Raw genomic sequence first — 13,070 nt, forward strand, 5'->3', positions numbered from 1 at the left:
AATATTCATGTAAACAGAAACGTTATGAAACAGGTAATAAGCTTTATATCAAATAACAAGAGCATCCTTGCCGGGATGCTCCTCGGATTGGTATTCGGGTATCTGTACTGGTATTATTTCTCATGCTACTGGGGTACTTATCCGTTGTCGGCCGAATGCTGGGTGAACTGCGGATATGGTACACTACTGGGTGGGTTTATCGTCAGCCTGATACAAAAATAAGGTGCAGACTAATTTTTTTCACAGATATATATCACTGTCAAACAAAAAGTGCTATCTTTACGCCCGATTTGGGGCACTAGCTCATCTGGCTAGAGCGCAACGCTGGCAGTGTTGAGGTGGTCGGTTCGAGTCCGACGTGCTCCACAAATTTTGGAATCCTCGAACAGAAATGTTTGGGGATTTTTATTAAAAATGAAATCAAATACTACGAAAATGAAAAAATTACTCTTATTATTGTTTTTGGTGGCTTGTTGCTCATTGTATTCATCTGCCCAAAAAGAAAATTTTATTTATTGCGAATTAGTTGGCACCGGAAAGTTTATGAGTACAAAAGTTAATGTTCAAGTCGATTTTGGTCAGTCAACAAGTATCTGGAAAGGGATTGATTACTTAAAAGATGATAAAGGTAAAAAAATTTCATTCAATTCGATGGTTGATGCAATGAACTATATGGGAAAACAAGGTTGGGAGTTTGTTCAGGCTTACGTTGTTACTACCAATAATCAGAATGTTTATCATTGGCTGTTAAAACAAGTAATTTCGGAAGAGAATTTACAGAAGGTTCTTGATGCTCCAAAAGATGGTGATGGTGATTAATCGTGTTTGATACATAACATAAACCACTCGATAAAATCCTCGAACAGAAATGTTTGGGGATTTTTATTTTAAGCAATCCCATTTATAGACATACCAAATAGTTTCCGTTTAGTTATATTTACATAAATCTGCCAATAATTAGAACCTCCATCTGATACCCATACTATATCGGATTTTAATCTGTCTTTTGGAATATCGTTATCGTGTAATAAGTTTATATAAATTATAATATCTCTATCATTTGTTATATACCCAGCATACTGACGTTTATATTTCTTTATTTTATTTTTTGTTATCCTTGCTTCTCCATTTGGCTTACATGGATAAGGGCAATATTTTTCCATTTCAGCATCGATACTGTTTTTTAGTATATTTTCAGCTTCATCAATATCATCAATTGTTGGAGTATATCTATCTTTTTGGTTTTCAATACTTCCAAATATAAAATGATTTTCAAAGAAAATATATCCTTCATAGCCTTTCCCTTTTACATAAGTAGATTCTTGAGCATCCACAGTAATAATACTAATAAAGAAGAAGCATAATATACAAAAATATGTTTTAATAGTTTCAATTTGTTAAAATGAGTAATAAAGCTAACTATTTTCTCCCAATCCTCACAAAAAGAGTTCAATACTTTATTTTTTTATTATTTTTAAACTTTAATTTAAAATATGGAATGTAAAATACGTTACTGGAAAGTAGAAGATGCAGAAAATCTTGCTGAAGCTTTGAATAATAAAAAAATACTGGATAATTTAAGAGATGGAATTCCTTTCCCTTATACAGTACAAGATGCGGAAGAATACATCACAACAATTCTTAATGCAGATAAAGAAGTAATATATGCCTTTGCAATAACTGTTGATAATAAAGTGATCGGGAGTATAGGAGTATTTCGTCAGGCCAATATACATTCAAGAACAGCAGAAGTAGGATACTACATTGCAGAACCTTATTGGGGAAAAGGATTTGGAACGGGTGCATTAAAACAAACATGTGATTATATTTTTCACAACACTAATATCATCAGAATTTTTGCAGAACCCTTTGCCCATAATATAAGTTCTTGTCGAATACTGGAAAAATGTGGCTTTGAGTATGAAGGAACTCTGAGAAAAAATGCTATTAAAAATGGTATTTTCATTGATATGAAAATGTATTCAATATTAAAGGATTGAAACGGTACAAATTTGGTATTTCAAATGATACTATTCATTCCTATTAAATCTATGTTTCTATAAAGCGAACAATTTTCTCAAAATCCTTATAAAAGAGTTCGATACTTTGGTATTATGCTCCACCAGAAATATCCCTGCATTTTAAAAGTGTGTGGTTTATTTATTTCGTTTCTATAATATTCAATAAGAGAAATGAATTATAAGGAGAAAATGAGCAGCACCATACATTATCTACTCCTTTTATTGGTATAGGTTGTTCTCTCTTAATTTCTTTTTGAAGTTTACGAATAATTCGTTGAGGATATATTGAAGTATCTAAATAATCTACCCACGCCAACAAAGCTTCTAAAATATCTACTGTATTGTATTGAGTGATATATGTACCACCTCTAAATTCTGCTATAAAAGTAAACTTCTTCATAATATATTAAGTTGATTTTATAAAGCTAACAATTTTCTCCCAATCCTCCACAAAAAATCTGTATGCACTACAATATACAAAACAAAACCATGCGAACTTCACAGCTCACATGGCTTCACACTTCACAAACTACACAAAACTTGCGGTTCTTCCTTAACTATTAAAAAAATCTAAACTAGTGCTATTAAAATTATAAAATACAATATCACTATTGGGGCATTTATTACTATTTTATATATATATTTATCTAATTGTGATCTTGATAATTCCTGTATATTCCTTATCTTTTAGTATTGTAAAAATAGTGTAAGAATATGGCATAATTAGTCCTTTTTGTGTGTTTTTTTTAGTTTGTTCGTTTCTTATTTAACATATTGATGTCAAAAAACTTTCGATTAATATAATATGTTAGAGAATTGGCAAAATAATTTTCAGAAACTGAAAATAAAATATAAAACACTTTCGAAAAACGCAAATACTGGTATTTTAAACGAAAAATGGCCTGAATTAATCAAAGAATTCAAGCCATCGGTCATATGTATATTTTTTTCTTCGGGGAGGCTAAACGATCATCTGGTTTGCCTTGTTTTTTACGCCTTGCACATACCCCTCAAAAAAGAAAGGAATGTTATCCTCAGGACCGTTCTCAAAACGTCCTTTGACTTTCTCGTATGCCAACAGCGACATCTCAAATTCGGGCTGGCCGGTAATCAGTATCGGCTGATCGAGATTGTCATACCAGTAATACTTCCCTCCGAAATTTTGTCGTGCCACTTCGAAAATGTACGAACCGATTTTCATAACCATAATACGTTTTGTATTATCGTTCGATTCTTTGTACACTTCGGTATTACTTTCTATTATCTGGTCGAGGTCGTGCAGGCTTTCCACACTGAAGTCGAGTGTGACACCCTCCGAGAATTGTCTGACCAGCGTATTGGCGTTATTCAACATATCGGAAACCAGCTCCTGATAATCTTTACCCGAAAGCTCAACCACTTTCTTTTTCTTCTTGAATAAATCGAATAGTCCCATATTGCTTCTGTTTATTATATAGAGTAGCAAAGCACTCTGATTCCATAATTTACCTTTGTAAAAGTACAAAAATATATAGGAAACTACCTCGTGTTTAGGATGTACCTTATAATTTTTCATTCATAATTTTTCATTCATAATTTTTCATTCTTCATTTATTATCTATCTTTGTTAACAAATGAACGAACAAAACAACATCATGAAAAAGTTTATCTGTTTTATATTTATATGTAGCCTTAGTCTGGGATTTGTTGCTTGCGGCGGAGATGATGACGAGGAGGATAACGACAAAGATAAATTCACATGGAATGGCGATTGGAACGATCCGAGCGATCCGAATTATAAACCGGAAGAATATAATCCGATAGAAGGAAAATGGAGGAATAAGAATGATAAAACAAAGGGATATGAATTTACAGAGGGACGTGCTGCATATTCACTTGTCCTGTATGAAAATGGTTCAGAGGATGGAATAAGAATATCTCCTGATGGAGGATATATGATAAATAATACTGCTTTTAAAACAAAGGATGAAATATGGGCTTACAAGCTGGATAAAGCAGGTAACACTTTATCTTTGGCATTTCCACCCAATTATAATAAATGGACGGATTACGAAAAAATTACTGAATAATAATAAAAGTCCGGCAATGCCGGACTTTCTATTTTCTATTATCTGCGTATAAGTTTTAAAGTGGCTTTCTTTTTACACATAGGATCATAGCCATCTACTTCCGTTACATAATAAAGATCGCTATTCAGTTTTACCCAACTGTCAGGTAATTTATTGTATTCGTCAGGTGTCAGGTGGCACTCCACAGTTGTATACGCATTACTTGCATCGGTGAGTAAGGTAAAATAATTTCTTAATATTGTATTTTCTTCATCTCTGTACGATAGCCTGTTCTGTTCGGGCAGGGTATTCGAAACTTTGGCGAGTTTTAAATCCTGAACATTCTTTGAGAATTTAAATGTGGCGCCCAGATCGTTCAGAAGCCCGTTGTAATACCAGAAACGGAGTGACAGGTTGGTAAAACGATCCATACTTTCGCTGTATTTTTTTTCGTCAGACCATACTTCTGCTTCTGAAATGACTGGGAGAGGCAGCCTCACCTGTTTGGTAGCGCTTTCTGTTTTTACGATGTCTTTGAACCAGTTATATGAGAAATTATTCTTTTGTTCTTTTTTTTCCCCATCTTCAGAACCGGTATATAGAATTCCGCCCTCTTCTTTGGGCGATTTTACATAACCTTCTTCGTTTTCGTTAAGTGTGAAACCTATCGAATAGGACAAAGGAAGGTTCATCGATTGGTTTTTGCTTTGAGTAACAGCTGTTTTACTATCCAGATCTATTATATGGGTGCGTTCGGTCTTAGCCTGTTGTCTCAGGTCTAAGGAAAAAGCGCTGGGCGTAACCTGTGACAGGGTGAGATTAAATGCCTTGCAAAAGTTATTGATGAAATCATCAGCACTCACATCATTCGGTAAGAATTTAATAAGGTCGATAGCGCCTGTCTGAAAATTGGAGTCATCGTTCCAGTCCATTATTTCTGTTCCCCTGCCTTCGTTATCTATTTTCAGCCAGTCTTTGTCTGTCCTGAAAGGAGCGATTTCGAGATCATAATCGAGTTTCTGAAATGTCCATCCCCAGTCTGTGCCGGAACCTTTCTTCATACAACCATCGTCGGAAGTTGCCGCAATGGTAAGCTTTTCATTTTCTTCGAGCCACACTATTGCGTTCACCTCGCCGTCGGCAAACCAGTCGTTATTGCCCATATAATTTCCGTTTTTGTTATATCCTCTGCGGGCATACGATTCGGGAGAGTTATCTATTGTTGCCTTAAATTTATCTGATAGTTTCCAGTCGTATTTGTTGTCGTCAGATGCTCGTTTTATCTCTTTTATACTGATTGTATCGGTAACGTCAAATTCCCTATCCGCGGTTTTCATTGATAGATACAGGGACAGGTAAATAAGACCATCAGAAGTATCTATATCCTTTTTTTCTCCAGGTAAAACAACATATCTTTTTTCTGATTCGACAACTTCATTTTTTGAATCATACATATGAATATTGCCTATCCATTGAGAATCAGCAGGAGTATATATTCGATATATTTTATTTTCTTCCAGTTTATATTTATACAATATAACAGAACTTTCATTCGGATTAGATATCGGTTCTAGTAATCCTTTTGCATCAAAAACGAATCCGCTTTTCCTTTCCCCCACTGAAATATCTATATCAGTCGTGTCATCATCTTCAAAATCAGATAATTTACCGTAATACCAATATCCCGGATTGTCAATGCCTGTTTTGGTTATGTCAAAGCTACTACTGTTATCCCACGATTTTGAAGGTTTGGCAACTAAGACCCTGCCGTATTCGGTTGTCGGGCTGTCTCCTTTCAGATTATAATTCTGCGTCACATATCCCCACGAAAGACCGGCAACCAGATTCGGGTTTTGCTTAGGATCTATAAACATGACCTGTTTAGGCTTCCCGTCTTTGTTCTTAAACATTTGAGGAAAATATTTAGGAAACAATGATGGCTGGTTTATATCCATATTGTTGTTTTGGTTCAGGTTGTCATCATAATATACTCCATCTATTCTCGATTCGTACAATCCGAAGTCACCATTGCCATGATCTCTGAGCAGCTTTATTTCGTAGCGTCTCTGGCGTAAATAATTGTTGTAGTTATTAGAAATACCTCCTGCAAAATGAAAGCCCGTGTCAGGGTCTTGCCAGAACCAGTTGTTATGTGAATGATCTATTTCCAGATTGGCTTTAAACCTGATCTTGTAATAGCCCGATTTAGGTATGGTCAATTTACATTTGTTCCAGGTTCTGCCATTTTGACTTACAGGATCAATAGAGAAGTTTCCACCCGGATCTATTATTTGCGAGTCATTTATCATCGCATTTGTACTATTAAACAGGTCTCCCGTATAAAAATCCCATCCGGGGTAACGGGTGAATATACCATTTTTTTCTAAAACTAGATTTTCACCTTTTCCATTTTCCCATTCTCCCGATATTTTGACATACCCCTGGCTGCCGTAGTTCCATGGCATAATATAATCAGGTGCGTTTTTATAACTCATATACAGGGAGTTTAGCCTTGTGTCATCCAGAGCGGTTCCATGTAATGTATATTCTTTAGTCTCGAAAATATGTTTCAACATCATCATTACATTTATAGAGGGAGGGAGGTGCTGGTTGCCCAATATAACGGTATCATCCCATTCGAGGCGGGGAGAATATATATAGCCACTTGAATCTTTCGAGTTTTTGGGTAGCAATCCATATAATACATAAGGGAATATGCATTTTTGTATTTCTTCTTTTGCCTTTGTATTTATATTGTTAACACTTTCCACAAAATCATCGAATTCTATCTCCATAGGAGCACTGTCGGAAAGTTTCATCTCCCCGAAAATATCCTTCACTGTCTTTGGAGCAGGCACGCCCAGATTCCCTTTATAAGAGGTTCGGGTGATTTCGCTCAGCTTGAATTTCCCGTCGAAAATCCTGATGCCGTTTACCAGTAGTTGCGCATCATACAGGCGTGCGAATTTGCCTTTCACCTCTTCCACGTTCGTGTAGCCAAAAATAATATTGTTGGTAGCCGTGGCGGGTAAGGTGATGTCATACGATTTTTGAGCGTCTTTTGTACTTAGTTCCGCCGGATTGAGGAACTGGCGTTTGAGGTAGATGGAAAAATTTTCCGGATTTTCCGTTTCACATAATTGATTGTCGATGTAGAGTTCTATACTTGCCATAATGTTTAAGAATTTAGTTAGTAGTCAGAGTAGTTAAAGTAGATTGAATGTTTGCTTACCACTTAACTCCTTTGACTGCTCTGATTACTTTTTCTCTATAGATAATTATCTTCAAATCTGATAAAACCCGGCAATCGTCAATAATCTATAAAATATTTGGAAATGTGTATTTTAAGGGCTATGTTAGCACAAATAATAAATACTTCACAAGGTAAAGAAAGGATTGCGTATGAGAAGACTTCTTTTTGAATGATCCGTTAAGAAATACAAGTTTCTTATAGTTTGTAACAATTTAGAATTTAGATTATTATGGAAGGTTATAAGAAATATAGAACCATACACAGAATAGCTTATATAGTGTTCTTTTTTTACCTGCTGCTTTTGGCAATGAGCGATATTAACTTCGGGCTGAAAAATGGAGAAATGCCATATCATATAATAGTTCCGTTTATAATTTATTGCGTTATAGCGGCGAGTGCAGAGATCCTTATCAGAAAAGAGATAAAGGAGAAGAACGATAAAAAAGAAAATGAAATAAAATATACGAAATTATCGGGTATATAGAATAAAAAGAGGCTGTCTCAAAAGTAGGGCAGCCTCTTTTTCGTAGATATACAGAGTAATATCTGTAACTAAAAGATTGTAAGATATTTAAAAGGTTTACTCATACGGGTTATATACTAAAATACCCATAGAGTAAACCTTTTTCGTGGTATAGCCCTATTCTCATGTAGAATAATATGTAGGAACCAATACTACATAAATGGCAATTTAAACCACTTAGTATGTATACAATCAATTTCAAAGGAAAGCCACACCCTAAAGATGGTAAGTTGGTAAAACTGGATATGATCTTATTCCAGACAGGTTATCCCAGAGTATCAAAATCGTTGAACTTAACCGGACGGTTTGAAGACTGGGATCAGACAGCACAAAACTTTAAGGCTAAGTCTAAAGATGCTATCAGTAAGAATAAAATTCTTTTTGATCTTCGTCTCAAATATCAGAAAATAGCAGAAGACTGGGAAGCAGAAGGAGTTAAATGGTCGCCAGTCCAATGGTCCCATTATTTCGATATGGAAGACAAAAATACTCCGGCAAAGAAAGTCAAGGTAATGCCAATATCGCAATGCATTGATATTATCATGGAAAATATGAAAAAACAGAAGAGGCTCAAAAATGACAAATTCATATCCTGCGCCAGTAATGCAAAACAATACTATTATCTCCGGCTGCAACTGCAAAAATTTACACAAGAAGTATATGATAAAAGTTTTTCCACATACTATTTCAGGGATATCGATGAAAAATTTCTGAAAGACCTTGTCTTTTACTTACAGGAAAGGGGAATTAGAGAGGGAACAAGTGCGGGTCTGCCGGAAAGGCTCAAGAAATTTGTCGGTGTATTTTATAATGCCAACTTAATGGGACAACCTGATACAGATAAAAAGATATTCGATTGTGTCAGGCCTTATTTCAAAAGAAAAGAGAATCCTCCGCAGACAATATCTTATGATGTTATTACACAGATTGAAGAAATGGACAAAAGTCAATTCAGTAAGAAAGAAATCTTTTGGATTGATATGTTCCTATTCAGCTTTTATTCCGGAGGCATGGCCAGTGTAGATGTTTGCTACTTGACATGGGACTGTATTGTTGACGGGGTGATTGTATATGAACGTACAAAGTTTCCGAAAGAAGCTGAGATGCCATTTAATGATAAAGCAAAAGCAATTGTAGAGAAATATAAGGATGAATGCTTTCAGAATTATGTACTTCCTATCTTTACAGCCAAGCATAAAAGCGAATACCAGCAAACGAAACGAATAATACGTCTTCGAGAGAAAGTGAACAGGACTTTGAAGAAAGTTGCCCGAATCCTAAAGATTAAAAAGGAGTTTACCTGGTATGCAGCCAGAGGTACCTTTATTACAAAAATGATTGATGAAGGTTATCATCCGATTGCCGTGGCAAAGTTTGCCGGGAATAGTCCAAATACAATCTATAAGCATTACTGGGATCAAACCCATAAGGATGATGTGCTTAGTCATATGAACGAAATGTTTTGATATTTCACATAATTAGAATGTATCCTTTTTATGCTGTATTTATAAAAAGCTTTCTATGTTATATATACTGGAATCTCGGTCTGTATGCGGATTTGCTCACGAAAAAGATTAACAATCAAAGGTTGTCGTGTTATTTTCCTTTAATTTTTTTCTTTATATAATGCATTTTATTGATTTTATAACAAACTGTAAATGAGCGCATTGTAATTATTGAGAAATAAAAAATAATGAAAACGAATTGGTTGTCGTGATGACAACCTTTTCAATTCAATATATACAGTTGTTTTCTTGTAATTTACTGAATAATAATATGTTTACTAATATTTTTAGACGGGTTAGTGAGGCTAAAAACGAAAAAATGAAAAACGTCCTATTCTTTTTCAGAGCTTTATTAACATTATTTTATAATTTATGGCCTTCTGATTGTTAAATTGAAATAGTCAAAAAAGTTGAAATTTCATAGTACTAACACTATATATATTCAAAACTATGTTTACTATCAATATTAAGGGGGATCACACTCCTAAAAGCATCGGGACGGTTCGGCTAAAACTTGTATTCTACCGGACGGGTTATTCCCGTATTACCAAAGCCATTTGTATTTCCGGTTTGTATCAAGACTGGGATCAGAAAAAACAGTGCTTTACAGGAAATGCAAGAGAAGTCAATTCAAAAAACCACTTGCTTCGGAGGCTAATATTGAAGTACATGAAAATAGCAGAACGATGGGAGTGTGAAGAGAAAGACTGGTCGCCTGTTGAGTTATCACATTACTATGATGATAACCAAAAGTACAAAGACCGGCTAGCCAGTGTTTCATCTATCATTGACCGTATTGTCGATTATTTTGAACACAGGAAACGAGTTAAGAATGGAGTAACGATCTCCAGTTTCAATACAGCCAGAGGATATAAGTTTCTGAAAAGTAACCTGGAGAAATTTACTAAACTAAAATACCGTAAAGAGTTCTCCCGGTATTTATTTCGGGATATAACCGAAAAGTTTATCATGGATTTTAGCGTCTTTGTTCAGCAACAGGGAGCAAAAAAAGGGAATAACGGAGGTATATATGCAAAACTAAAATATCTCCACGCTACTTTTACCTATGCAAAGAGATACAATGTATGCGGAGTCAACCTGTCCGTATTCGATCCTATCCGGGATAAGTTCAAATCCCGATTCTTCATTCCGAAGGCTATAACGAATATATCCATGCAGTTGTTAGAGAATATGGACAGGTCTTTTCTAAAGAAGTACGAAAAATTTCATCTTGACTTATTTTTGTTTAGCTACTATGCAGGAGGAATATCTAATATCGATATCTGTTATCTTACCCGCGGATGTATAAAGGAAAATGAAATAGCTTTCGAACGCATTAAGTGTAATAAACAGGTCCGTGTAGTTCTGATAGACAAGGCAAAAGATCTGATTGAGAAATACAGGAAGGAGGCTTATATGGATTATGTCTTTCCAATCTTTAAGTTATGCAATCAGTCAGAGAAACATAAATATGAACTGGTATCAAGGCTTACTGTTAAGGTAAACAAAACACTGAAGAAAATATGCCTTCATCAGGGTATTACCGAAAAGGTAACATGGGGAACAGCCCGCAGTTGTTTTATAACGAAACTGATTGATGAGGGTTACCATCCTTTACAGATAGCAGAACAGGTAGGCAATAATCCGCAGACTATTTATAAATACTACTATGTCAATACAAATAAGGAGAAAATGAGGAAACATCTGAATGAGTTATTCTGAATGAAAGACTCACAAATGACAAATTCCTAAAGCGGAATATTACACAATATTTTTATAACTTTCCATCAGAAAACTTTCATTTAGAAAAATAAAGTATGCTTTCTTAAGCAATAAATTTAACGATATCAGACAATGAAAATATTATTTTTATCTGACACACACGGATTACATCAAAAATTAGGAGATTTACCACAAGCAGACATCCTAATTCATAGTGGAGACATTTCAAATAGGGGAAGAGATGCCGAAGTCGAAGATTTTATCAAGTGGTTTTCTACCCTTGATTATCACTATAAAATATTCATAGCAGGCAATCATGATTTCTATTTTGAAGGGAAAACAGTAGGTAATATTCAAGAGATGTTGCCTCAAAATACATATTATCTCTGTGACACCGGTATAATGATAGAAGGGCTTAACATTTGGGGTTCTCCAGTTACACCCTGGTTCTTCGATTGGGCATTCAATAGGAAAAGAGGTGAAGATATCACCAGACACTGGAAATTAATTCCTGAGAATACAGATATTCTTATCACGCATGGTCCTCCTTTTGGAGTTCTTGATCGGACTGAAGCGGGTGTAAACGCAGGCTGTGAAGATTTGCTTACTAAGGTAAATCTGATAAAGCCAAAATATCATCTGTTTGGGCATATCCATGAAGGTTATGGCATGAGAGAAAGCTCCCATACCACCTTTGTAAATGGTTCCATATTAGACCAAAATTATACAATAAAGAATCAGCCAATAACTTTTGAGATATAGTCAAAGGGTTAAGATATATTCAAATTGAGGGCTATTTTGCCCTTTACAAAAAGAGCCTCTAAATATTTTGTATAGAGGCTCTTTTCTTTCAGAATAATATGGAATAATTAGCCTTTAGGCGGATAATTATCATTTCCATAGCTATTCTTTTGACGAATTCTACCATTTGTACCATGAATAGTGACTTCTTGCCCATTATTTTTAGCTATCTGAATTGCTCTCTCTATAGCTTGTTTTTGGGTATCAAAATTGCCAGAGCTTCTTTGTGCATTCGCTTGTTTTGCAGACCAACCCCCTGATGGGTTCTTAACTACATGGGTATTCTTTCCCATAATTTATTTTTTCTTTTTTGTTATAAATTCTTTTATCAGAGGAATTAGTTTCTTCTTCCGTTTCTTCTTTTTCCTCTCATTTCTTAATTCAATCTTGATATTCTTACGATTATCATCAATAAACACAAAATGGTTATCTCTAATCCAATAATGAGAACGACATGGAAAATTCCAGTTTCCTATCGATGGGTTTAGCGATACCTTTTCACCATCAAATTTCAAATGCCAACCAGAAGGAGCTAGCGGTGTTATGGTTTTACTGCCACAACCACATGCACATAAATGAATTGCTACCACACACTCTATGGAGATGTACAGCACATTTTCTTCTAAGCTAGGCGGCATGAGCTCTACAAACTTATGTGTGAATTGTTTCTTCATTTAATAAATCTGAATCATTTATTGAATAGGTTGAATGAAACTCTTGTATCAAGTCTTGATAAAAGCCATTCATCTTTTTCCATTTAATAACAGCGAATACAGCATTTAAAGCATTAAGATCAGCAATTTGAATATTTGTAGAATATTCATTCTCAGGCTCATTGTTTTCTGATAAGGGTAATCTTTTGATGATATGATCGTTCTTAACTAAGCTAGCAGACGTTGTTCTGACTATTCCAATCAGCTTATCACCAACTATGTTTACTCCCATTCCAACATCAATAAAGCTTATCCCTTGTTTCAAAAGATATTCTACTATAGTTTTACGAGAACTGTCGTTATCAATGCATATAAAGACGTGCGACATCAAGGATAACTCATCTATATTTTCCCTAGTAACATATTTAGCATGTGGTATTATCCCTTTATGTATAATATAATTGAAAAGTAGTCCACTTAGTAATTGAAAAGTATACCACTAAGTGCTCTCGGATGAGATTGATTAAAGATATTTATTCTTCAT

The 13,070-nt window shown here is 34.9% G+C and carries 15 protein-coding genes and 1 tRNA gene; 9 read left to right on the top strand and 7 right to left on the bottom strand.

All coding sequences use genetic code 11. The annotated features are described in order from the left end of the window. Nucleotides 1–24: 24 nt before the first annotated feature. The 3 genes from GGR21_RS16720 to GGR21_RS16730 all read left to right on the top strand — a co-directional run bounded on the left by GGR21_RS16720 (nt 25) and on the right by GGR21_RS16730 (nt 819). Nucleotides 25–222, top strand: a complete 198-nt coding sequence (locus GGR21_RS16720) for a hypothetical protein (RefSeq protein WP_183308379.1) — start codon at nt 25–27, stop codon at nt 220–222. A gap of 70 nt (nt 223–292) precedes the next feature. Then, nucleotides 293–366 (top strand) — tRNA-Ala (locus GGR21_RS16725). 69 nt (nt 367–435) lie between these two features. Continuing rightward, nucleotides 436–819: a hypothetical protein gene (locus tag GGR21_RS16730; protein ID WP_183308380.1), complete on the top strand. Its 384-nt coding sequence runs from the start codon at nt 436–438 to the stop codon at nt 817–819. Nucleotides 820–887: 68 nt separating this feature from the next. On the opposite strand, the gene GGR21_RS16735 is transcribed toward GGR21_RS16730, so the two are convergent. Next, nucleotides 888–1,334 carry a hypothetical protein gene (locus tag GGR21_RS16735; protein WP_183308381.1) on the bottom strand — a complete coding sequence of 149 codons (447 nt, stop codon included), beginning with the start codon at nt 1,332–1,334 and terminating at the stop codon, nt 888–890. Nucleotides 1,335–1,493: 159 nt separating this feature from the next. On the opposite strand from GGR21_RS16735, the gene GGR21_RS16740 reads away from it, so the two are divergent. After that, on the top strand, nt 1,494–2,000 hold the full coding sequence (locus GGR21_RS16740) for a GNAT family N-acetyltransferase (protein WP_183308382.1): 507 nt from the start codon (nt 1,494–1,496) through the stop codon (nt 1,998–2,000). A 160-nt stretch (nt 2,001–2,160) separates the two neighbouring features. Here the strand turns inward: GGR21_RS16740 and GGR21_RS16745 are convergent, their stop codons facing one another. Both GGR21_RS16745 and GGR21_RS16750 read right to left on the bottom strand, forming a co-directional pair. After that, complete coding sequence (locus GGR21_RS16745) at nt 2,161–2,421, bottom strand: hypothetical protein (RefSeq protein WP_183308383.1); 261 nt, start codon at nt 2,419–2,421, stop codon at nt 2,161–2,163. A gap of 561 nt (nt 2,422–2,982) precedes the next feature. Beyond that, entirely contained in the window at nt 2,983–3,576 is a 594-nt protein-coding gene (locus tag GGR21_RS16750; protein WP_246348100.1) for a hypothetical protein, read from the bottom strand. Nucleotides 3,577–3,655: 79 nt separating this feature from the next. Here GGR21_RS16750 and GGR21_RS16755 point away from each other — a divergent pair, with 79 nt between their 5' ends. After that, entirely contained in the window at nt 3,656–4,090 is a 435-nt protein-coding gene (locus GGR21_RS16755) for a hypothetical protein (RefSeq protein ID WP_183308384.1), read from the top strand. 38 nt (nt 4,091–4,128) lie between these two features. On the opposite strand, the gene GGR21_RS16760 is transcribed toward GGR21_RS16755, so the two are convergent. After that, the gene (locus GGR21_RS16760) at nt 4,129–7,242 is read right to left on the bottom strand and encodes a hypothetical protein (RefSeq protein WP_183308385.1); all 3,114 of its coding nucleotides are present in this window, start codon (nt 7,240–7,242) and stop codon (nt 4,129–4,131) included. Between the two features lie 309 nt (nt 7,243–7,551). Here GGR21_RS16760 and GGR21_RS16765 point away from each other — a divergent pair, with 309 nt between their 5' ends. From GGR21_RS16765 to GGR21_RS16780, 4 genes are all read left to right on the top strand, one after another. Continuing rightward, complete coding sequence (locus GGR21_RS16765) at nt 7,552–7,806, top strand: hypothetical protein (protein ID WP_183308386.1); 255 nt, start codon at nt 7,552–7,554, stop codon at nt 7,804–7,806. A 221-nt stretch (nt 7,807–8,027) separates the two neighbouring features. Next, nucleotides 8,028–9,311 carry a tyrosine-type recombinase/integrase gene (locus tag GGR21_RS16770; protein ID WP_183308387.1) on the top strand — a complete coding sequence of 428 codons (1,284 nt, stop codon included), beginning with the start codon at nt 8,028–8,030 and terminating at the stop codon, nt 9,309–9,311. 708 nt (nt 9,312–10,019) lie between these two features. After that, entirely contained in the window at nt 10,020–11,072 is a 1,053-nt protein-coding gene (locus tag GGR21_RS16775) for a tyrosine-type recombinase/integrase (RefSeq protein ID WP_246348101.1), read from the top strand. Nucleotides 11,073–11,204: 132 nt separating this feature from the next. Next, on the top strand, nt 11,205–11,834 hold the full coding sequence (locus GGR21_RS16780) for a metallophosphatase domain-containing protein (protein WP_183308389.1): 630 nt from the start codon (nt 11,205–11,207) through the stop codon (nt 11,832–11,834). 107 nt (nt 11,835–11,941) lie between these two features. On the opposite strand, the gene GGR21_RS16785 is transcribed toward GGR21_RS16780, so the two are convergent. Genes GGR21_RS16785 through GGR21_RS16795 form a run of 3 tightly spaced genes read right to left on the bottom strand, consistent with a single transcriptional unit; the run spans nt 11,942 to nt 12,851 of the window. Next, nucleotides 11,942–12,166, bottom strand: coding sequence for a DUF2188 domain-containing protein (locus GGR21_RS16785; RefSeq protein ID WP_183308390.1), 225 nt, complete (start codon nt 12,164–12,166; stop codon nt 11,942–11,944). Nucleotides 12,167–12,169: 3 nt separating this feature from the next. Further along, a complete protein-coding gene (locus GGR21_RS16790; RefSeq protein ID WP_183308391.1) occupies nt 12,170–12,547 on the bottom strand; it encodes a DUF6527 family protein in 378 nt (125 codons plus the stop codon). Then, entirely contained in the window at nt 12,525–12,851 is a 327-nt protein-coding gene (locus GGR21_RS16795; protein WP_183308392.1) for a hypothetical protein, read from the bottom strand. Before GGR21_RS16795 ends, GGR21_RS16790 begins: the two co-directional genes overlap by 23 nt. Nucleotides 12,852–13,070: the final 219 nt, after the last annotated feature.

Origin of the sequence: Dysgonomonas hofstadii (assembly GCF_014196915.1) — a bacterium.
Taxonomy (GTDB): domain Bacteria; phylum Bacteroidota; class Bacteroidia; order Bacteroidales; family Dysgonomonadaceae; genus Dysgonomonas; species Dysgonomonas hofstadii.